Source organism: Thioalkalivibrio sp. AKL6, from assembly GCF_000376905.1.
Lineage (GTDB): Bacteria > Pseudomonadota > Gammaproteobacteria > Ectothiorhodospirales > Ectothiorhodospiraceae > Thioalkalivibrio > Thioalkalivibrio versutus.
Genome location: NZ_AQXS01000011.1, coordinates 532,848 through 552,521, shown reverse-complemented (window position 1 = coordinate 552,521; position 19,674 = coordinate 532,848). Strand labels below are relative to the sequence as shown.

Below are 19,674 nucleotides of genomic sequence, written 5' to 3'. Positions count from 1 at the left end.
TCACTCTGCACAAAGGCACCGCAACGCTGTTCGCGCGCAAAAGCGGCCGAGCCCCTTCGGGGTTGGTACCCCAGGTTCCCCGATCCTGCGTTGCGCCGCTTGTGGGTAGAACCACTACCCGCTGCACGGCGCGCCTTGTCTCGGAAAACCTGGGGTGCCAACACGAGTGCGTACATTGATCAGTGTTTCCCTAGGGGAGAAGCTGATTCCATCGCGCGTCTCCCTGGGGCGATGCCCGCGTGATCGGGATCCTCGGCGGCACCTTCGACCCGATCCACTTCGGCCACCTGCGCCCGGCGCTGGAGATCCAGCAGCACCTGGGGCTGGAGCGCGTGCACTTCATCCCCTGCCACGTACCGCCGCATCGCACGAGCCCCGGCACCGGCAGCGACGACCGCCTGGCGATGGTGGAGCAGGCGATTGCGGACGTACCGGGATTCGTCGCCGACCGTCGCGAGCTGGATCGTCAGGGGCCGTCCTACACCGTGGATACCCTGCTCAGTTTCCGCGAGGAGCTGGGGCCGGACGCGTCGCTGGTGCTGATCATGGGCATGGACGCCTTCGCCGGGCTGCCATCGTGGAATCGCTGGCAGCAGATCTTCGAGCTGGCGCATATCGTGGTCTCGCACCGCCCCGGCAGCCCGGCCTCCCACGATCTGGGCGGCTGGCTGGGGAACGCCGCGACGCACGACCCGGCGGCGCTGCACAAGGCGCCCGGGGGGCTGGTCTACTTCCAGCCGGTCACCCAGCTCGACATCTCCGCCACCGCCATCCGGGACGAGCTGCAGGCCGGGCGCAGCCCGCGCTTCCTGCTCCCCGGGGCCGTCAATCGCTACATCCAGGACCACGGTCTGTACCGGGCCGGGTCGAACCGCAATCACGGGACATGACCGACACAATGAACAGCGAACAACTCCTGGAGCTGGTGACCACCGCTCTGGACGACATGAAGGCACAGAACATCCGCACCATCGACGTGCGTGGCAAGACCACGCTGACGGATTTCATGGTGATCGCCTCCGGGACCTCGGGGCGTCACGTGCAGTCCACCGCCGAGTCGGTGGCCACCGAGGCCAAGCAGGCCGGCATCCCGCCGCTGGGAGTCGAGGGTCAGGAGAGCCAGGAGTGGGTGCTGGTGGACCTGAACGATGTGATCGTTCACGTGATGCTCCCGGAGACCCGCGACTTCTACAACCTGGAGAAGCTCTGGATGGCGGAGGAGGCCGCGGACACCGAAAAAGCCGCCCCCGAGGACCCCAGCCTGGAGCGGGTCCGGCGCCTGCGGCGCTGAACGCCGAGCGAGGCTTTGCCCGATGCGTCTGGACCTGATCGCAATCGGCAAGCGCATGCCCGACTGGGTGGCGGAGGGCTTCGCCGAATACGCCGGGCGCCTGCCGCGCGAGCTGGAGCTGAACCTGCAAGCGCTGGCGGGTCCCTCGGGCGCGAAGTCGATGGACACCACCACGCTCCTGCGCCGCGAGGGCGAGATCCTGCTGAAGGCGATCCCGGAGAACGCCCGCGTGATCCTGCTCGACGAGCGCGGCAAGGCGGTCGATACCAAGGGCCTCGCGAAGCGCCTGGAGGACTGGCAGGCGGACGGTCGTGACGTCGCGCTGGTGATTGGCGGGGCCGCCGGGCTGGACGAGGCCGTGCGCGCCCGCGCCGAGTGGGCCTGGTCGCTATCGCCGCTGACCTTCCCGCACATGCTGGTGCGGGTGCTGGTCGCCGAGCAGCTCTATCGCGCCTGGTCGCTGCTCAACAACCACCCCTACCACCGGGCCTGATCCCCCCATGAGCCCGCCGCCGCTGTTGCTCGCCTCCGCCTCGCCGCGTCGGCGGGAACTGCTGGAGCAGATCCAGCTTGCCTTCGAGGTGGCGCCGATGGACGTGGACGAGAGCGCGCAGCCCGGCGAGACGCCGGAGGCCCTGGTCGAGCGCCTGGCCGTCGCCAAGGCGGAGGCGGCGCGCGATCGCCTGGCGCCCGGCCAGTGGGTGCTGGCGGCCGACACCGTGGTCGCCGTGGACGACGACGCACTGGGCAAGCCCGCGGATTTCGCCGCCGCCGCCGCCATGCTCGGGCGGCTGTCCGGGCGCGCGCACCGGGTCGTCTCCGGCATGGCCCTGTGGCGCCCCGGCGAGGCCATGCGCACCCGTCACGTGACGACCCGGGTACGCCTGCGCGAGCTGAGCCTGGCCGACATCGAGGCCTACTGGGCAACCGGCGAGCCGCGCGGCAAGGCCGGTGCCTACGCCATCCAGGGCCGCGGCGCCGCCTTCGTCGAGTGGATCGAGGGCTCCTACACCAACGTGGTCGGGTTGCCCCTGTTCGAGCTGGAGGCCTGGCTGCGCGAGATCCCCGACCCGCCGCCGCGTGTCGGATCGGCGTCTCCCGCGGTCGTTACTGGATCTTGTGGTGGTCCAGCGGGTAGCCGCGTTCCTTGAAGAAGCGGTAGCGGGCCCGGCCGGCCTCGCGCCCCGTCTTGTCGCCACCGACGATGTCGGCGACCCGTTCGAAACGCCCACAGTACTCCGGGACCTCGGGGGCGAGGTTGATCAGCACGTCGCAGCGATCCGACGGGGCGTGCGCCTCGTGCAGGGAGACCGGGACATCCGTGTCGCGCACGTCGGTGCTGTGCGGCAGAAAGGCCGTGTCCTCGAAGGTCCACAACCATTCATCCAGGGTGCGCGTCAGCTCCGGCGAGCCGGTATGGATATGTACTCGATGTCCCTGCCCGCTGGCCTTCTTTGCCAGACGGCAGACGAAGCGCAGGCGTGCCTCCGGGGCCGGGTCCTCGAGCAGGTAGAAGCTGACGTGGGTCATGCCCGCCGGACCGCGATCAGGCCTGGTCGAGCAGGTAGCGCATCAGCATCGGCACCGGGCGCCCGGTTGCGCCCTTTTCCTTGCCGCTCTTCCAGGCCACGCCGGCGATGTCGACATGCGCCCAGGTGTAGTCCTCGGTATAGCGCGACAGGAAACAGGCGGCGGTGATGGTGCCGGCCGGGCGCCCGCCGATGTTGGCCATATCGGCGAAATTGCTCTTCAGCTGTTCCTGGTACTCCGGCCACAGCGGGAGCTGCCAGGCGCGATCCCCGCTCTCCTCGCCGGCGGCCAGCAGGCCCTTGGCCAGGCGCTCGTTGTTGCCGAGCACGGCCGCGCCCTGGTGCCCCAGTGCGATGATGCAGGCACCGGTCAGGGTGGCGATGTCGATCACCGCCTTCGGCTTGTAGCGCTCGACCCAGGTCAGGGCGTCGGCCAGGACCAGGCGGCCCTCGGCGTCGGTGTTCAGGATCTCCACCGTCTGTCCGGACAGGGTGGTGATGATATCGCCGGGGCGGGTCGCGCGGCCGTCGGGCATGTTCTCGGCGCTGGTCACCACGCCGACCACGTTGATCGGCAACTCCAGTTCGCAGCAGGCCTCGATCACGCCGAACACGCTGGCCGCGCCACACATGTCGTATTTCATCTCGTCCATCTCGGCACCGGGCTTGAGCGAGATGCCGCCGGTGTCGAAGGTGATGCCCTTGCCCACCAGGACCACCGGGGCGTCGCCCTTGTTGCCGCCGGAGTATTCCATCGCGATCAGGCGCGGCGGGCGCTCGGACCCCTTGCCTACGGCCAGGATCGCGCCGGCGCCGAGTTTCTCCAGGTCCTTCTCGTCCAGCACCGTGGTCTTCAGCTTCTTGTGCTGCTTCGCCATCTCGCGCGCGGTGTCGGCCAGGCTCTCCGGGTAGCAGACATTCGGCGGGGTATTGCCCAGGTCCTTGGTGCGATTGACGCCGGTGGCGATCGCCGCAGCCTCGCTGCAGGCGCGCTTCGCCGCCTCGGCCTCGTCGCGCTCCACGCTGAGCTGGATCTTCTCCAGCTTCACCGGGGTGGTCTTCTCCTTGCCCTTGAACGGGGTGAAGCGGTAGGCGGCATCCGAGATCGCCGCCACCAGGGTATGCACCGTCCAGGCGATGTCCTTGCCGCGCGGCTGGAAGTCCGCCACCGCGATCACCGCGCTGGTGGCGGGGCGCTCGACCAGGGCGGCCGCCAGGGTCTGCGCGGCCTTGCGTGCGGCGCGGGCATCGAAGTCTTTCTTCGCGCCCAGGCCGATCAGGAGTGCGTTACCCTTGCCTCCACCGGTAGGCAGCAACAGCCGGCTGCCGGCCTCGCCGTCCATCTCGCCGGCCTTCAGCAGGGCGGTGATCTCGCCATCGCGCGCGGCATCCAGGGCGGTGGCGCCCGCGGCCGGCTTGCGCTTGTGGGCGATCCCGGCGGCGCGGATGCCGGCGCGGGGTTTGTCGAGGGTCGAGGTGGTGACGGAGAATTGCATGAATGCCTCCCGAAAATGAGTTCGATCATGGTACCAGCGCCAAGCGGCGCCCGGCCACGCGCCGCGCGGGCCGCGGGGTAATGCGCGCATGATCCTGCGCCGCGCCGAGCGTCTTATCGCCCGCGAGCTGCTGGTCACGCAGACCGCGGTCACCGTCGTGCTGTTGCTGGTGATCATCGGCGGCGTGTTGGGGCGGGTGCTGCGCGATGTCGCCGAGGGCAGTATCCCCGTGGATTTCCTGCCGGGCATGGTCGCCTTCGGCGCATTCAAGGGCATTGTCTTCCTTTGGCCGGTGGCGCTGTTCCTGGCCTTCATGCTGGTGCTGGGCCGGTTGCAGCGCGACAGCGAGCTGGTGGCGCTACAGGCCAGCGGCATGTCCTTCGCCGCGTTTTATCGCGCGCTGTTCTGGGTGGCTGCGCCAGCCACGCTGCTGTTGCTGGTGCTGATGACGCTGGTGGTGCCACGCACCGAGGCCCAGATCGATCAACTGCGCGACCTCGCCGAGACACGCTCCGACCTGGTCGGCATTACGCCCGGGCGCTTCCTGCGCTCGCGGGTTGGCGAGCAGGTCTTCTTCGCCGAGCGCTTGAGCGAGGACCGCGAGGCCCTGCTGGAGGTGTTCATCTACCGCGAGGTCGACGGCGAGGCGCAGGTGACCGTAGCCGAGCGCGCGATTCCCGACCCGGGGGCCGAGGGTAGTGGTTTCCTGATCCTCGAGAACGGCTATCGCCATGTCGGCGTGCCCGGCGAGGGCAGCTTCCGCATGCTCGAGTTCGAGCGACTGCGGACCCAGATCACCGAACCGGATGCCGGGGCCGGGCGGCGCTCGCTGAACGCGATGTCGACGCTTCAGCTGTGGGCGGAGCGTGATCGGCCGGACCATCGTGCGGAGCTCGAATGGCGCATCGCGATGCCGCTGTCCATCCTGGTGCTCACGCTGATCGCGCTGCCGCTGGCCCAGGTGCCGCCGCGGACCGGGCGTTATGCCCGCATCCCGGCGGCGATCGGCGTCTACGTGCTGTACGCGAACTTCCTGATCCTGGGTCAGGGGCAGCTGGCGGATGGCCGTACGCCACTGGCCCTGGGGCTCTGGTGGACGCACGGCCTGATGCTGGTTCTCTGGCTGTGGCTGGCCTGGCGCAAGGGCATGCTGGGCCTTGGCCGGGGAGCGGGTGGCGGCCCTCGCCGCGTGGAGCGTGACGAGGTGGCTTCGTGACGACCGTACTGGGTCGCTACATCATGCGCCAGGTCCTGATCGGGACCGCGCTGGCCGTGGTCCTGCTGGTGGCGCTGGATGCGGTCTTCGCGCTGATTGACGAGCTCCGCGACACCGGGCGTGGCAACTATGGCCTGACCGAGGCGCTGCTGTATGTGGCGCTGACCCTGCCGCGGCGGATGTACGACATGCTGCCCCCGGCGGCGCTGCTCGGCGGACTCTTGTGGCTGGGTAATCTGGCCGCCAACAGCGAGCTGACCGCGATGCGGGCCGCCGGAATGACGCTTGGGCGCTTCATCGGCTGGGTGATGCAGGCCGGACTGGTGGTCGTGGTCGTGATGGTAGTGGTCGGCGAGTTCTTCGCTCCTGCGGCCGAGAGTCGTGCACAGAACCTGAAGGCCAGTGCCTTCGATGAACAGCTGAGTGTGAGCCCCATCGGGCTCTGGGCGCGCGATGGCCAGCGGATGGTGCAGGCGGATGCGGTGTTGCCGGGCAACCGCCTGATCGGCGTGCGCATCATCGAGGTGGATGCGAACCGCGAGCCGCGCGAGATTACACGTGCGCAGAGCGCGCAGTACGTGGATGGGGCCTGGCGGCTGCAGGGCGTGGAGCGTTCGCGGCTGTCGCTGGAGCGCGTCGAGCCCGAACGCCTGGAGGAGGAGGTCATCGAGCGCCTGATCGCACCGGAGTACTTCGACATTCTGGTGGTCGAGCCCAGCCAGATGGCGGCGCAGAACCTGGCGCGCTACATCGACTACCTGCAGGAAAATCGCCTGGACTCGGCCCCCTACGAGGTCGCGTTCTGGCAGCGACTGACCCTGCCGGCCAGCACCTTCGTGATGCTGCTGCTGGCGATCCCGTTCCTGTTCGGCTCGCAGCGCGAGGGTGGTGCCGGGCGGCGCCTGTTCATCGGCATCGCCATCGGCGTGTCGTTCGCCATCGTGATGCGGGCGATGACCCATCTGGGGCTGGTCTACAACCTGCCCCCGGTGGTCGCGGCGAGCCTGCCGGTGGTGCTGTTCCTGATCCTCGCGCTGGTGGCGCTGCAACGCATGGGGCGTCAGACATGAGGGGCTGGCTGCGCGGCGGGTTCCTGATCGTGCTGGCGGCCCTGCTGGCGGCCTGTGGTGGCGCGGGCCCGGGCGACTTCGAACCACTCCCGCGCCAGGCCACGGTGCTCGCCTTCGGCGACAGCGTGACCCAAGGGACCGGGGCGGGCTCGGGCGAGGACTATCCGGCGCGGCTGGCGGCGATTACCGGCTGGACCCTCATCAACGACGGGGTGCCGGGCGACCGCGCCAGCAGCGCCCGCGGGCGCCTGGAGCCCAGCCTGCGCGAGCACCAGCCGGACCTGGTGCTGATCTGGCTGGGCGGCAACGACTTTCTGCGCCAGCGCGATCCCGCCGCGGTCAAGGAGGATTTGCGCGCCCTGGTGGCAGCGGTGCATGAACACGAGGCCCAGCCATTGTTGCTGGGGGTGCCGCGGGCCTCGGCCCTGGGGGCTGCCACCGGGCGCCTGCGGGACGATCCGATCTATCGCGAACTCGCCCGCGAGGAACAGGTGGCCCTGATCGAGGGCGTGCTCTCCGGCGTGTTGTCCGAGCGCGAGCTGCGCGCCGACCCCGTGCACCCCAACGCCCGTGGTTACCGTCGCATCGCCGACGAGATTGCCGAGGCCCTGGACGACCTCGGCCTCTGGCTCGCCCCCTGAGGGTTGTTCAATTAGCAACGAGCTTCAGCCCATTGCAGGGAACGTAGGCTCCTTCCGCCGCGGTAGGGTGCTGTTGAGCGCAGCGAAACGCACCATTTCCCGCGTTGTGCCCGTTCCTTGATGGGATTCGCTGCGCTCATCCCATCCTACGCCCCTACGATCCGGCGGCTGGTTGAACGTGATCGCTCATCAGGACGGCTTTTGACCTTGCCCGTCTTCGTGTGCTTCGTGGTGAAACAAACAACCGGTCCGAGATCAGCTCTTGCGGTTCTGTTTCCAGCGCGGCTTGGCGAGGCCCTGGATGCGTACCAGTTCGGTGCTGGAGAGCCAGTCGTGCAGCATCCAGCGGCGCGGGTGGAACTGCGACAGGCCGAGCGCGAACAGCGCCGCCGCGGTGACCACGGTGACTGCCACGGCGCCGTGCTCGCGCACCGCCCAGATCGCCATCAGGATTACTAGCCACTGGGCCACCGCGACCAGGTAGCGCAGGGTGGCCTGCCAGGCATTGACCGCGTGGCCACCCTCGGTGCGCAGCTGGATGTTCCAGGCCTGCATGCCAAGCGTCTGTCCGGTGCGGGTCCAGAACCAGTAGAAGAAGCCCCAGGCCACGATCAGGTTGAGCACGAAGTGCACACGCGGCGAGTACAGCCCGGTGGTATTGCCGAGGACAACCACCAGCAGGCCAAGGACCATCCAGATCGCCACCAGCAGCAGGGCATCGTAGACGATGGCGGCCAGGCGGCGGAGCAGGCTGGTCGGCTGGCCGTCGACGGACGAGGCGGCGGTTTCGGTCATGGGATTCCCGGATGGTTCTGGATTTGGCCGCAGGCGCGGAGTGGGGGTAGTCTTGCCGTATGGAGCGACGCTTTCAACGTATCCCTCTGGAATTTCCGGCTACCCTGCTCACCGACGGCGGGGACTGCGCGGTTCGCGTGGAGGATATCTCCCTGAAGGGGGTGCTGCTGGAGGGCGCGGATCTTCCGGTCCTGACCGATGGGGACGAGGTCAGCGTCGATATCCCGCTCAGCGGCGAGGCGCGCATCACCGTCGAGGGCCGCGTGCGCTGGCACGAAGGTTTGTGGCTGGGGGTGGAGATCGAGGCGATGCCGCTCGAATCCGCCTCGCACCTGCGGCGCCTGGTCGAGCTCAACCTGGGTGACGAGGCCCTGCTGGAGCGGGAATTCGCCGCGCTCGTCCAGTCCCCCTGAGCGCGGGCGGAAACCCGGGTCACACCTCCGGGAAGATCTCCCGGAACGGCAGCACCTCCACCCAGTCCCCCGCCCGGGCCCCACTGGACTCGCGGGGCAAAACCACGTAGGCGTTGGCCTCGCTCATCGCGCGCAGCTGGTGCGAGCCCTGGCCGCCGGCTGCGCGGACCACCCAGCCGCGGTCGTCAGTCTCGAGTAACGCGCGCTGGAAGTCCTTGCGGCCCGCGGTCTTGTACAGATCCTCCAGCAGGCGGGCGTTCAGGGTCTGCGGCTCGGTCGCGTCGCGCCCGGCGAGCTGCAGCAAGGCCGGGCGTACCAGCAGGGCGAAGGTGGTCATCACCGCCACCGGGTTGCCGGGCAGGCCGAAGAAATGCGCGCGGCCGAACTGTCCGAATGCCAGTGGCCGTCCGGGCTTGATCGCCAGCTTCCAGAAACTGACTTGTCCCGAGGCCTGCAGTACGCGGGTCACGTGATCGGCATCGCCCACCGAGACGCCCCCGGTGGTGATGATCATGTCCGCGTCCGCACCGGCCCGGGTCAGGGCTCGTGAGACCTCGGCCTCGGTGTCGCGGATCACGCCGTAGTCCAGTACCTCCACCGGATAGGCGCTCAGCAGCGCGCGCAGGGTGTGGCGGTTGCTGTCGTGGATCTGTCCCGGGCCCAGCGGTTGATCGACGGGGACCAGTTCGTCCCCGGTCGAGAAGAAGGCCACGCGCGGCCGGCGCAGCACGCTCACCCGGGCGATACCCTGACTGGCCAGGACCCCGATCTCGGCGGCGCCGATGCGCTGCCCGGACGCATATAGCGGGCTGCCGGCGGCGGTGTCACTGCCCGGTCCACGGATGTTGTGTCCCGGTGTCAGGCCGCCGTTTTGCAGGGTGATCGATTCCCCGTCCCGCTGCACCTGCTCCTGCATGATGACCAGTTCGGCCCCGGCCGGGACGACCGCGCCGGTCAGGATGCGCAGGCACTGGCCGGGCTGCAGCTCGCCATCCCAGGGATGCCCGGCCGCCGATGTGCCCACCAGTGCGAGACAGGCCCCGTCCGTTGCGTCCGCGGCGCGCAGGGCGTAGCCATCCATGGCCGAGACCGCCGCCGGTGGCACGTCGATGCGTGCGTGAACCGGCTGGGCCAGGGTGCGCCCGAGGGCCTCTTCCAGCGTGACCTGTTCGCTCTGGGTGATTGTCCGGCAGGCCTCCAGGATCGCGGCACGGGCCTGTTCCAGGGTCTTGGCGTTGGGGTCGAATTCGTCGCAACCGGGGGCAGCCTCGGGCATGGGATGTCTCCGCTTCAGGGATGGATATTCAGGTAGTCGATGATGAAGGCGGCCACCGCGTCCGGGTCGTTGACCGGCAGCAGTGGGCCGTCGAAGTCCAGGGTCGCCGCGTCGGTGGCCACCGCGATCACCCCGGCGACCTCCCGGTACAGCGGCGGTTTGCCGACTGACGGGCGGTGTACCTCGATCTTGGGCAGGTCCCACTGCTTGAAGCCCTCGACCAGGATCAGGTCGGAGCGTCGCGGGTCCAGCCGCGCGCACAGCATGTCCAGATCCGGCACGCGGCCGTCGTCGGTCTCCGGCGTCTCGACCATCAGGGCGTAGCGCCGCCCGGATGCGACCAGCATCTGGTCCGCCCCGGAGTGGCGCAGTTCAAAGCTGTCCTTGCCCGGCTTGTCCACGTCGAATTCGTGGTGGGCGTGCTTGATCATTGCCGGGCGCAGGCCGCGGGCGCGCAGGGCCGGGATCACGCCCTTGAGCAGGGTGGTCTTGCCGCTGCCGCTCCAGGCGGCGAAGGCGATGCGGGGCAGGGGCGAGGGGATGGTCGGTTCGATCATGGGCGTCGTTCCCGGGCACTGCGGTTCGGGATCGAAAGTATAGCGATCATGATCAGTCCCTCCCCAGGTCATCCGGTGTGTTGATGTTGGCGAACGCCTGCGGCTGATCGGAAAAATCGACGGGGATTGCACCCATGTCGCGAAACCAGCGTCCCGCGGCCAGGGACCCGCGCTCCAGGTCGTTCAGCAGGGCCTGCGCCAGGGTCGGGCGCAGCAGCGCGAACAGCGGCTGCAGCCGTTCGCCGTCGTGGGCGACCGCGGCCGGGGCGTGTTCCCGGTCCACGGCCTGTTGCAGGCGTTCGCCGAGATCCCGCGGGCAATGCGGGGCGTCCACCGGGGCGCACAGGAGGTTCTGGCCGGGGAAGGCTGCGAAGGCCGCCGCGATCCCGGCCAGCGGGCCGCGGTAATCTGGGTGCCGATCGCACAGACAGGGAAACCCCAGCGCCCGATAGCGGTCGATATCGGTATTGCTGCTGATGGCCAGCTGTGCGGCCTGGGGCTGCAGGCGCTCGATCGCGTGTTCGATCAGGGGGCGCCCGTGGTACTCGACCCAGCCCTTGTTGCACCCGCCCATGCGGCGGCCCTGGCCGCCGGCCAGGATCACGGCAGTGAGGGTTTCGGGCGGGGTCTGCATTGCCTGCGTTTCCATGCGGGTCTGCGGGTTCGGCGCCGGTCCGGCCTTTGGTTTATCGTGGTGGTGTCGGCTGTCGCGTGTGCGCACGCAGTGTACGACGAATCCATCCTGACGGGAGAGGAAGCCCATGCGGGTTCCATTCAGGCGCAACGCGGGACAGGGCGGATGGCGCCCCTGGCGACATCTGTTGTGGCTGGCCTTGCTGGTGCTCGGTGCGGGCTGGCTGGTCGCGGCGAGTATGGCCGATACCGGGGATCGCCACGGCCTGATGCTGACCGTGGAGGACGCCATCGGCCCGGCCACCGGCGATTACATCCGTCGCGGCATTGAACGCGCGGAGGCGGAAGACGCCGAGATCATGATCCTGATGCTGGATACCCCCGGCGGACTGGATTCCAGTATGCGCAGCATCATCAAGAACATCCTGCAATCGGACGTGCCGGTGGTGACGTATGTCCACCCGGCCGGCTCGCGCGCGGCCAGTGCCGGGACCTACATGCTCTATGGGTCGCATGTCGCGGCCATGACCCCGGCCACCAATCTGGGTTCGGCCACGCCGGTGCAGATGGGGGGCGGTGGGCTCCCGGGCATGGATCCGCCGGAAGCGGGCGAGGACGCCCGTGACGACGAGGACGCCGACGAGGCCCGTGGCGACGAACGCAGCGACGACGATGCGGACGAGGCGCCAGCGGGCGAAAACGGAGCGCCTGACGGCGAGGTGGAGCCGGCCAGCGAGGAAGAGCTGCTGGAGGACGATCCGGCCCCGCGGCGTGGCGACGACGCGATGGGGCGCAAGGTGCTGGAGGACGCGGTCTCGTACATCCGCGGTCTGGCCGAGCGTTATGATCGCAACGCCGACTGGGCGGAGGAGACGGTACGCGAGGGTTCCAACCTGACCGCCTCCGCGGCGCTGGAGCAGAACGTCATCGACTTTGTGGCGGACAACCTGGACGACCTGCTCGCCCAGATCGACGGGCATACCGTGCGCATGCACGACGGTGAGCGCACACTCTCCACCGAGGGACTGGAGATCGTGCGCATGGACCCGGACTGGCGCACCCAGTTGCTGTCCGTGATCACCAACCCGAACATTGCCTATATCCTGATGCTGCTGGGGATCTACGGCATCATCTTCGAGCTGGCCAATCCGGGCGCGATCTATCCCGGCGTGATTGGCTCGATCGCGCTGATCCTGGCGTTCTTCGCGCTGCAGGTGATGCCGGTGAACTATGCGGGTCTGGCGCTGATGCTGCTGGGGATGATCTTCATGATCGCGGAGGCCTTTGTGCCCAGTTTCGGGGCCCTGGGCATAGGAGGAATCGTGGCGTTTACAACCGGTTCGATCATTCTGTGGGACGACCCCAACCTGAATGTGGCCCTGCCGCTGGTGATCGGCACGGCCATCGCCATCGGCATCCTGTCGGTCTGGGTGCTGGGGCGTCTGTTCAGTCTGCGTGGCAAGAAGCCCGCCACCGGCCATGAAGAGATGATCGGCATGCTTGGCGAGGCGCGCGAGGACTTTGAACGCAGTGGCCGGGTCTGGGTCCACAGCGAGCAGTGGAACGCGGAGACCTCGGCCCCCGTGCGCGAGGGGCAGAAGGTGCGGGTGACCGCCATCGACGGACTCAAGTTGCAGGTCGAACCCGCGACCGAAGAGGACACCCCGGGCACTGCATCGGCCGGCTGACCGGCCGGTGCAGTACTCACAACGTAGAAGGAGCAGGACATGAACGATCTCGGTTTCTTTGTCGTTCCGCTAGTCATCCTGATCGCCATCATCGTGATGTCGATCAAGGTGCTGCGCGAGTACGAGCGTGGCGTCATCTTCTTTCTGGGGCGGTTCCAGGCGGTCAAGGGTCCGGGCCTGATCATCGTCATCCCGGGCATCCAGCAGATCGTGCGGATCGACCTGCGCATCATCACCCTCGATGTGCCCAGTCAGGACGTGATCTCCCAGGACAACGTCACCGTCCGGGTCAACGCGGTGCTGTACTTCCGCGTGGTGGATTCGGCCAAGTCGGTGATCCAGGTGGAGGACTACTACGCCGCGACCAGCCAGCTCGCGCAGACCACATTGCGCTCGGTCCTCGGCAAGCATGATCTCGACGAGATGCTCTCCGAGCGCGACAAGCTGAACAACGACATCCAGGAGATCCTCGACTCGCAGACCGACGCCTGGGGCATCAAGGTCACCAACGTCGAGATCAAGCACGTCGACCTGGACGACTCCATGATCCGTGCGATCGCCCGCCAGGCCGAGGCCGAGCGCGAACGCCGCGCCAAGGTCATCCACGCCGAGGGCGAATTGCAGGCGGCCGAGAAGCTGGTGCAGGCCGCGCAGAAGATGGAGGCAAGCCCGGCTGCGCTGCAGCTTCGCTACCTGCAGACCATGGCCGACATGTCGACCAACGGCACCGCCAACAGCATCTTCTTCCCGCTGCCGCTGGAACTGACCAAGGTGTTCGAGAGCCTGGCCGGAAAATTCCGCGCCGAGACCCCGGGGGCACCGGGCAATCCCGGGGGCGGCCAGCCATAACGCGTGACCAGCGCCGAGACGACCTCGTCGGCCCTCGATCGTTTCCTGGACGAGCTCTGGGCGGTCGAGGGGCTCTCCGATCACACCCTGGCGGCGTACCGCCGCGACCTGGAGGGCCTGGCGCACTGGCTGGAGCCCAGGGGCGTGGACCTGGAGACCGCCGGGGCGCCCGACCTGCTGGGGTACATCAGCGCGCGCATGCAGGCCGGGGCCCGGCCGAAGTCCATTACCCGGGCGCTGTCCAGCATCCGGCGTTTCTATCGCTATCGGGTCTATCAGGGCGAGCGTGAGGATGACCCCAGTGCCGGGATCGAATCGCCCCGCGCCGGGCGTCCGTTGCCGGCCAGCCTGTCCGAGGCCCAGGTGGACGCCCTGTTGCAGGCGCCCGATCTCGAGACCGCGGTGGGTCTGCGCGACCGCGCGATGCTGGAGCTGATGTACGCCACCGGCCTGCGCGTGTCGGAACTGGTGGGCCTGGAGCAGTCGGAGGTGAACAGCCGCCAGGGCGTGGTGCGCATCACCGGCAAGGGCGACAAGGAACGCCTGGTGCCGCTGGGCGAGGAGGCGGCGCACTGGCTGGCCCGTTTCCAGCGCGAGGCGCGGCCGGACCTGATGGACGAACACCCTCCCTGCGAGACCGTGTTCGTCACCCGCCGCGGGCGCGGGCTGACGCGCCAGGCCTTCTGGTACCGCATCAAGGCCCATGCGCGCCGTGCCGGCATCGAGTCGCCGCTGTCGCCGCATACCCTGCGCCACGCCTTCGCGACCCACCTGCTCGATCACGGGGCGGACCTGCGCGTGGTGCAGATGCTGCTGGGCCACAGCAGCCTCTCGACCACGCAAATCTATACCCACGTCGCACGCGCCCGCCTGCAAAGCCTGCATGCGGAACATCATCCCCGCGGCTGACGTCTACTACGCACTCTTGCCAGCTTTCGCAGGTTCCCCGCGTGGGGGCTGCTAGACTGGCTCCGCTTTCTGTACTGACACGAGAGAATCCATGCTCCTGAAACGCGTTCTTCCCCTTGCCGCGGCCCTGGCCGTGTTCAGCACCCCGGTCATGGCGACCGATGCCATCGAGGAAACCATGGCCCGGGTGATTCCGGATGCAGAGGCCGACAGCATCCGGGAGACCCCGATGGCTGGCATCTACGAGGTGCGCTACGGCACCGATATCCTCTATGTGTCCGAGGATGGCCGCTATCTGATTCAGGGCAGCCTGGTCGATCTGGAAACCCGCGAGAACCTGACCCAGGCCGCGCTCAGCGGGGTGCGCGCCGACATGTTCGCCGCCATCGGCGACAGCGAGCTGGTGACCTACTCGCCGAACGGCGACACTCGCGGTGTGCTGAACATCTTCACCGACCCGAACTGCCCCTACTGCCGCGAAATCCACCAGGACCTGCCGGAGTATCTGGCGGCTGGCATCAAGGTGCGCTACCTGATGTTCCCGGTCCTCGGTCGCGATTCTCCGGAGATCATGGATCGCATCTGGTGCGCGGATGACCGCGAAGACGCGATGGACCGTGCCAAGGAAGGCGACAAGCTGAACGACATCGACGGCAGCTGCGCCACGCCGCAGGATCAGCACATGGCCATGGGCCAGCAACTTGGGCTGCGCGGCACCCCGGCGCTGATCACCGAGAGTGGCCAGCAGATGTCCGGCTACCAGGAACCGCAGGCGGTGATCGAGCGCATCCTCGGCAGTAACTGATATCCAGGCGCCGGGTCGCGCATTGCGATCCGGCTGCGGGATGGAGATGACATGCTTGAGTATCAGCTGAACGTCGAACGGGTGGACGCGCACGGCAGCCTGGCACACGCCAAGCAGGCCGAGGTCACCCTGGACACCGACATGGACGGGCGTGACGACGCCCTGAGCCCGCCGGAGCTTTTGCTGGCGTCACTCGGTGCCTGCATGGTGCGCGGCATCCAGCGCGCCCTGCCGATGCTGCGCATGGAGGTGGACAGCATCGCCATCCAGTTGCGCGGCTGGCGCCAGGACGACCCACCGGCCATCGCGAAGATCGAGTATCGCGTCGAGGTCGGCACCGATGCCGACGAGGAGATGGTCGAGCTGCTGCACCGCAACGTGCAGAAGGGCACCATCTACTCCACCCTTGCCGCCGGCACCCAACTCACCGGCGAGGTCGTCGCCAGGCAATAGGTCGCGCAACAGGTGGGAAGCCCCCTGTGGGAGCGAGCTTGCTCGCGAAGCCCCCGCCCGCGCCTGCGGTTACCTCCGCAGGGAGGAAGCTCGGGCCGATGGGCTTGGCCAGGGCCCGATCACCGAAGGGGCTCGGTTCCGGGGGTGCCGACGTGTAGGAGGCCAGCCTCTGGCCGATGGGGCGTGGTCGAGGCCGTAGCCGGTTGGAGGGATGCTGCGCCGGCAACCGGGCCCTGTTCAGTAGAGCAGCGACGCCATCTGCCGTCGATACTGCCCGACCAGCGGGTGGTCATCCCCCAGCACCTTGAACGCGGCCAGCAGGCCCTGCTGGCCGGCCCCATCGTTATAGGCGCGGTGCTGCTTCATGAGTTGCAGGTAAAGCCCCAGCGCCTCCTCGGCGCGTCCGGAGAGCATCGCGTAGGCGGCCATCTGCTCCAGCGCCTCGGGGCGCGGGTCGCCTGTCTGCAGTTCTTTCGCCAGCGCCTGCGGGTCGACGCCGGCCGCCGTCTTGGAAAACACCAGGCGGGCGCGCAGGGTCTTGGCCTCTTCCTTCTCGCTTTGATCCAGCGGCAGTTTGGCGAGTTCGGTCTCGGCCGCCTCGGGATCGCCGGACTGGGCCAGGGCGCGCGCCAGCTCGATGCGCAGGTCGCCGTTGTCGGGGTCCTCCTCCAGCGCGGCCCCGAGGGTCGCCAGGGCGCCGTCCACGTCGCCGGTCTTGGCCTGCTCGCGCGCCTGTTCGATCAGCTTGTCGGAGGGCTTCTCCAGGTACTGGTCGATCATCGCGCGGATGTTCGGCTCCGGTTGCACGCCCATGAACTGATCCGCCGGCTTGCCGTGGCGAAAGATCATGACGGTCGGCAGGCTGCGCACACCGTATTGCTGTGCCAGGGCCTGCTGCTCGTCGCTGTTGACCTTGGCCAGGCGGAACTTGCCGGCGTACTGCGTGGCGAGCTGCTGAAGTAGCGGCATCAACTGCTGGCACGGTCCGCACCAGGCGGCCCAGAAATCCACGACCACCGGGCGCTGGTGGGACTCGTCCAGCACCGCCTGCTGGAAGTTTTCCTGCGTGACGTCGAGGATATCGTCGCCGGTTGCGCTTGCGGCTTCTGCCATCGGAACCCTCCTGGAACACTTGAACACGAAATCTGCAATGCATTGTTGGGATCGCCCCCGGGATTGCAAGCAGCCTTTCCCCCGCAGGCTTTGGTACGCTGCGCACAGTCCGGTGCGCGGGGTCGCTCCGGCAACGAACGCCAACCACCCTCGTCATCGCGAGGCGCGCAGCGCCGTGGCGATCTCTGCGGACGGCCCCGGCGCTTGCCAGAGCGGACGTCGGGGGTTGCGTTGGGAGGTTTGTTCGTCGCCTTCGGCTCCTCGCAATGACGGTGCAGGATGACCGATGCCGTGCCCGGTACGGGGTGTGATCAATATTAATGAAGGGGATTCCTGCGTGAGCTATTCCGCATCCGATATCGAGGTCCTCGAAGGGTTGGACCCGGTGCGCAAGCGCCCGGGTATGTACACCGACACCACTCGCCCCAACCACCTGGCGCAGGAGGTGATCGACAACTCGGTGGACGAGGCGATCAGCGGCCACGCCAAGCGCATCGACGTGATCCTGCACAAGGACGACTCGGTCTCGGTCAGCGACGACGGCCGCGGCATGCCGGTGGACCTGCACCCGCGCGAAAAGCGCCCGGGGGTCGAGGTGATCCTGTCCACCCTGCACGCGGGCGGGAAGTTCTCGGACAAGAACTACCAGTTCTCCGGCGGCCTGCACGGGGTTGGCGTGTCGGTGGTGAACGCGCTGTCGAAGTTGCTGGAGATCCAGATCAAGCGTGACGGGCGCGAGTACCGCATGGCCTTCTCCGGCGGTTACAAGACGCAGGACCTGGAGGCGGTCGGCGATGTCGGCAAGCGCAATACCGGGACCACGCTGCATTTCTGGCCGGACCCACAGTACTTCGATTCGCCGCGGTTCTCGGTGCCCCGGCTCAAGCACATCCTGCGCGCCAAGGCCGTGCTGTGCCCGGGCCTGACCGTGACCTTCCGCGACGAGACGACTGGCGAGGCCTGCGAATGGTGCTACGCCGCCGGGCTGCGTGACTATCTGGTGGAGGCCCTGGATGGTCTGGAGCGCCTGCCGGAGGAGCCGTTCATGGGTTCGATTGCCGGGGCGACCGAGGCCGCCGACTGGGCCGTGACCTGGCTGCCGGAGGGCGGCGAGGTGGTCAGCGAGAGCTACGTGAACCTGATCCCGACCACCCAGGGTGGTACCCATGTGAACGGCCTGCGCACCGGCCTGACCGAAGCGGTCCGCGAGTTCTGCGAGTTTCGCAGCCTGATTCCGCGCGGCATCAAGCTGGCCCCGGAGGATGTCTGGGAGCGGGTGGCCAGCGTGCTGTCGTTCAAGATGCAGGACCCGCAGTTCGCGGGGCAGACCAAGGAGCGTCTGTCCTCGCGCCAGGCTGCGCCGTTTGTCTCCGGCGTGGTCAAGGACGCCTTCAGCCTGTGGCTGAACCAGCACCCGCAGCAGGGCGAGCGCATCGCCGAACTCTCGATCCAGAATGCACAGAAGCGCCAGCGCGCCGGCCGCAAGGTGGTGCGCAAGAAGATTACCCAGGGCCCGACCCTGCCGGGCAAGCTGGCCGACTGCGCCAGCCAGGACCTCGAGCGCACCGAGCTGTTCCTGGTCGAGGGCGACTCGGCTGGCGGCTCCGCCAAGCAGGCGCGCGATCGCGATTTCCAGGCGATCATGCCGCTGCGCGGCAAGATCCTGAATTCCTGGGAGGTGGACCCGGACCAGGTGCTCGGCTCGCAGGAGATCCACGACATCTCCGTGGCCCTGGGCGTGGACCCGGGCCAGGCCAGCCTGGACGGGCTGCGCTACGGCAAGGTCTGCATCCTGGCCGATGCCGACTCCGACGGCGCGCATATCGCCACGCTCTTGTGCGCATTGTTCCTGAAGCACTTCCGGCCGCTGGTGGAGCGGGGGCACGTGTATATCGCCATGCCGCCGCTTTATCGTGTGGACGTCGGCAAGCAGACCTTCTACGCCCTGGACGACGACGAGAAGGCTGGCGTGCTGGAGCGCATCGAGGCAGAAAAACTGAAGGGCAAGATCTCCGTGACCCGTTTCAAGGGGCTGGGCGAGATGAACCCGCTACAGCTGCGCGAGACCACCATGAACCCGGACACCCGGCGCCTGGTGCAGCTCACCCTCGACGCCGCCGACGACACCATGCAGCTGATGGATATGCTGCTCGGCAAGAAACGCGCCTCCGAACGCCGCTCCTGGCTGGAGGGCAAGGGCCACCTGGCCGACGTCGCCGTCTGAGCGCGCCCGGGGCGCCTCGCCACTGGCGTGGTCGACGGAGCGGGCAGGTCGTAGGATGGGATGAGCGCAGCGAATCCCATCAAGGGACTGGCACGACGCGGGAAATGGTGTGTTTCGCTGCATTCAACCGCACCCTGCAGGGTCGAGTTCGTGTCGACACATGTGCGCGAACGATCCCGGCGACGGGCTGAACGTCGCGGCTTGTCAGGTCAGCGATAGACCTCACGGCGGTGGCCTATTTTCACCACTGTGATGATCAGCTGGTCGTCCCTGATCTCGTAGAGGATGCGGTAGACGCCCTGCCGCACACGGTATCGCTCCTGCGCGGAAAGCTTCTCGCTGCCCAGTGGGCGGGGGTCCTCTGCCAGCGAAGCGATGCGTTCCAGGATGCGGCGTACGTCCCTGTCGGGAACCCGTCGCAGATCCTTGGCGACGGACTTGCGGACCACAACCTCAAAGCTTGCCATGCGCCTTCAGGTCGTCGAGGAGTGCCTCGTAGGTCATGGTTGGCTCTGCGACGCGATCTTCGAACGCCTGCAAATCCTCCTGATCCTCGATCAGTGTCTGGCGCACGGCACGATTGACCAGATCGGAGACCGAACATTGCGTGGAGGCAGCCTTCAGGCGCAGTGCCCGGTGCAAGTCGGGTTCGAAATAGACGGTGGAACGTTTGTTTGGCTCGTTCATCGGGGCCTCCGTGATGCTTGGTACCATCG

The 19,674-nt window shown here is 67.8% G+C and carries 23 protein-coding genes; 14 read left to right on the top strand and 9 right to left on the bottom strand.

Translation table 11 applies throughout. The features are described 5' to 3' along the window. Positions 1 to 239 precede the first annotated feature (239 nt). The 4 genes from nadD to D575_RS0113325 are packed head-to-tail and all read left to right on the top strand — an operon-like array spanning position 240 to position 2,442. Positions 240 to 890 (top strand): nicotinate-nucleotide adenylyltransferase, encoded by a 651-nt coding sequence (gene nadD, locus D575_RS0113340; protein WP_018146422.1) that lies wholly within the window; start codon positions 240 to 242, stop codon positions 888 to 890. Positions 891 to 898: 8 nt separating this feature from the next. Next, positions 899 to 1,291: a ribosome silencing factor gene (gene rsfS / locus D575_RS0113335; protein ID WP_018146421.1), complete on the top strand. Its 393-nt coding sequence runs from the start codon at positions 899 to 901 to the stop codon at positions 1,289 to 1,291. Between the two features lie 22 nt (positions 1,292 to 1,313). Beyond that, positions 1,314 to 1,784 carry a 23S rRNA (pseudouridine(1915)-N(3))-methyltransferase RlmH gene (rlmH, locus tag D575_RS0113330; protein ID WP_018146420.1) on the top strand — a complete coding sequence of 157 codons (471 nt, stop codon included), beginning with the start codon at positions 1,314 to 1,316 and terminating at the stop codon, positions 1,782 to 1,784. A gap of 7 nt (positions 1,785 to 1,791) precedes the next feature. Continuing rightward, the gene (locus tag D575_RS0113325) at positions 1,792 to 2,442 is read left to right on the top strand and encodes a nucleoside triphosphate pyrophosphatase (protein ID WP_018146419.1); all 651 of its coding nucleotides are present in this window, start codon (positions 1,792 to 1,794) and stop codon (positions 2,440 to 2,442) included. Here the strand turns inward: D575_RS0113325 and D575_RS0113320 are convergent. Together D575_RS0113320 and D575_RS0113315 are read right to left on the bottom strand one after the other, a co-directional pair. Continuing rightward, complete coding sequence (locus D575_RS0113320; protein WP_018146418.1) at positions 2,399 to 2,821, bottom strand: DNA polymerase III subunit chi; 423 nt, start codon at positions 2,819 to 2,821, stop codon at positions 2,399 to 2,401. The genes D575_RS0113325 and D575_RS0113320 overlap by 44 nt on opposite strands. A gap of 16 nt (positions 2,822 to 2,837) precedes the next feature. Continuing rightward, positions 2,838 to 4,316 carry a leucyl aminopeptidase gene (locus D575_RS0113315; RefSeq protein WP_018146417.1) on the bottom strand — a complete coding sequence of 493 codons (1,479 nt, stop codon included), beginning with the start codon at positions 4,314 to 4,316 and terminating at the stop codon, positions 2,838 to 2,840. Between the two features lie 88 nt (positions 4,317 to 4,404). On the opposite strand from D575_RS0113315, the gene lptF reads away from it, so the two are divergent. From lptF to D575_RS0113300, 3 genes are read left to right on the top strand one after another with little or no spacing between them, the layout of a single operon-like run. After that, a complete protein-coding gene (gene lptF, locus D575_RS0113310; RefSeq protein WP_018146416.1) occupies positions 4,405 to 5,532 on the top strand; it encodes an LPS export ABC transporter permease LptF in 1,128 nt (375 codons plus the stop codon). Beyond that, a complete protein-coding gene (gene lptG, locus D575_RS0113305) occupies positions 5,529 to 6,602 on the top strand; it encodes an LPS export ABC transporter permease LptG (protein WP_018146415.1) in 1,074 nt (357 codons plus the stop codon). The genes lptF and lptG overlap by 4 nt, the downstream gene beginning before the upstream one ends. Next, on the top strand, positions 6,599 to 7,243 hold the full coding sequence (locus D575_RS0113300) for a GDSL-type esterase/lipase family protein (RefSeq protein WP_018146414.1): 645 nt from the start codon (positions 6,599 to 6,601) through the stop codon (positions 7,241 to 7,243). Before lptG ends, D575_RS0113300 begins: the two co-directional genes overlap by 4 nt. A 255-nt stretch (positions 7,244 to 7,498) precedes the next feature. Here the strand turns inward: D575_RS0113300 and D575_RS0113295 are convergent, their stop codons facing one another. Next, positions 7,499 to 8,038: an RDD family protein gene (locus D575_RS0113295; protein ID WP_018146413.1), complete on the bottom strand. Its 540-nt coding sequence runs from the start codon at positions 8,036 to 8,038 to the stop codon at positions 7,499 to 7,501. A 59-nt stretch (positions 8,039 to 8,097) separates the two neighbouring features. On the opposite strand from D575_RS0113295, the gene D575_RS0113290 reads away from it, so the two are divergent. After that, positions 8,098 to 8,451, top strand: a complete 354-nt coding sequence (locus tag D575_RS0113290; protein WP_018146412.1) for a PilZ domain-containing protein — start codon at positions 8,098 to 8,100, stop codon at positions 8,449 to 8,451. 19 nt (positions 8,452 to 8,470) lie between these two features. On the opposite strand, the gene glp is transcribed toward D575_RS0113290, so the two are convergent. Genes glp through mobA form a run of 3 tightly spaced genes read right to left on the bottom strand, consistent with a single transcriptional unit; the run spans position 8,471 to position 10,918 of the window. Beyond that, complete coding sequence (glp, locus tag D575_RS0113285; protein WP_018146411.1) at positions 8,471 to 9,727, bottom strand: gephyrin-like molybdotransferase Glp; 1,257 nt, start codon at positions 9,725 to 9,727, stop codon at positions 8,471 to 8,473. Between the two features lie 14 nt (positions 9,728 to 9,741). Then, positions 9,742 to 10,284: a molybdopterin-guanine dinucleotide biosynthesis protein B gene (gene mobB, locus D575_RS0113280; RefSeq protein ID WP_018146410.1), complete on the bottom strand. Its 543-nt coding sequence runs from the start codon at positions 10,282 to 10,284 to the stop codon at positions 9,742 to 9,744. Between the two features lie 52 nt (positions 10,285 to 10,336). After that, on the bottom strand, positions 10,337 to 10,918 hold the full coding sequence (gene mobA / locus D575_RS0113275; RefSeq protein WP_026182165.1) for a molybdenum cofactor guanylyltransferase MobA: 582 nt from the start codon (positions 10,916 to 10,918) through the stop codon (positions 10,337 to 10,339). Between the two features lie 127 nt (positions 10,919 to 11,045). Here mobA and D575_RS0113270 point away from each other — a divergent pair, with 127 nt between their 5' ends. The 5 genes from D575_RS0113270 to D575_RS0113250 all read left to right on the top strand — a co-directional run bounded on the left by D575_RS0113270 (position 11,046) and on the right by D575_RS0113250 (position 15,621). Further along, on the top strand, positions 11,046 to 12,605 hold the full coding sequence (locus tag D575_RS0113270; RefSeq protein WP_026182164.1) for a nodulation protein NfeD: 1,560 nt from the start codon (positions 11,046 to 11,048) through the stop codon (positions 12,603 to 12,605). 39 nt (positions 12,606 to 12,644) lie between these two features. Continuing rightward, a complete protein-coding gene (locus D575_RS0113265) occupies positions 12,645 to 13,454 on the top strand; it encodes a slipin family protein (protein WP_018146407.1) in 810 nt (269 codons plus the stop codon). A 3-nt stretch (positions 13,455 to 13,457) separates the two neighbouring features. Beyond that, positions 13,458 to 14,363: a site-specific tyrosine recombinase XerD gene (xerD, locus tag D575_RS0113260; protein WP_018146406.1), complete on the top strand. Its 906-nt coding sequence runs from the start codon at positions 13,458 to 13,460 to the stop codon at positions 14,361 to 14,363. 91 nt (positions 14,364 to 14,454) lie between these two features. Next, on the top strand, positions 14,455 to 15,168 hold the full coding sequence (locus tag D575_RS0113255; protein ID WP_018146405.1) for a DsbC family protein: 714 nt from the start codon (positions 14,455 to 14,457) through the stop codon (positions 15,166 to 15,168). A gap of 51 nt (positions 15,169 to 15,219) precedes the next feature. Beyond that, positions 15,220 to 15,621, top strand: a complete 402-nt coding sequence (locus D575_RS0113250; protein ID WP_018146404.1) for an OsmC family protein — start codon at positions 15,220 to 15,222, stop codon at positions 15,619 to 15,621. A gap of 237 nt (positions 15,622 to 15,858) precedes the next feature. Here D575_RS0113250 and trxA read toward each other — a convergent pair whose 3' ends face one another. Continuing rightward, complete coding sequence (gene trxA / locus D575_RS0113245; protein WP_018146403.1) at positions 15,859 to 16,734, bottom strand: thioredoxin; 876 nt, start codon at positions 16,732 to 16,734, stop codon at positions 15,859 to 15,861. Between the two features lie 337 nt (positions 16,735 to 17,071). On the opposite strand from trxA, the gene parE reads away from it, so the two are divergent. Beyond that, positions 17,072 to 18,958 (top strand): DNA topoisomerase IV subunit B, encoded by a 1,887-nt coding sequence (parE, locus tag D575_RS0113240; RefSeq protein ID WP_026182163.1) that lies wholly within the window; start codon positions 17,072 to 17,074, stop codon positions 18,956 to 18,958. A 209-nt stretch (positions 18,959 to 19,167) separates the two neighbouring features. Here parE and D575_RS0113235 read toward each other — a convergent pair whose 3' ends face one another. Together D575_RS0113235 and D575_RS0113230 are read right to left on the bottom strand one after the other, a co-directional pair. Beyond that, positions 19,168 to 19,425: a type II toxin-antitoxin system RelE/ParE family toxin gene (locus tag D575_RS0113235; RefSeq protein ID WP_018146401.1), complete on the bottom strand. Its 258-nt coding sequence runs from the start codon at positions 19,423 to 19,425 to the stop codon at positions 19,168 to 19,170. Then, entirely contained in the window at positions 19,412 to 19,645 is a 234-nt protein-coding gene (locus tag D575_RS0113230; protein WP_018146400.1) for a hypothetical protein, read from the bottom strand. The genes D575_RS0113235 and D575_RS0113230 overlap by 14 nt, the downstream gene beginning before the upstream one ends. Positions 19,646 to 19,674: the final 29 nt, after the last annotated feature.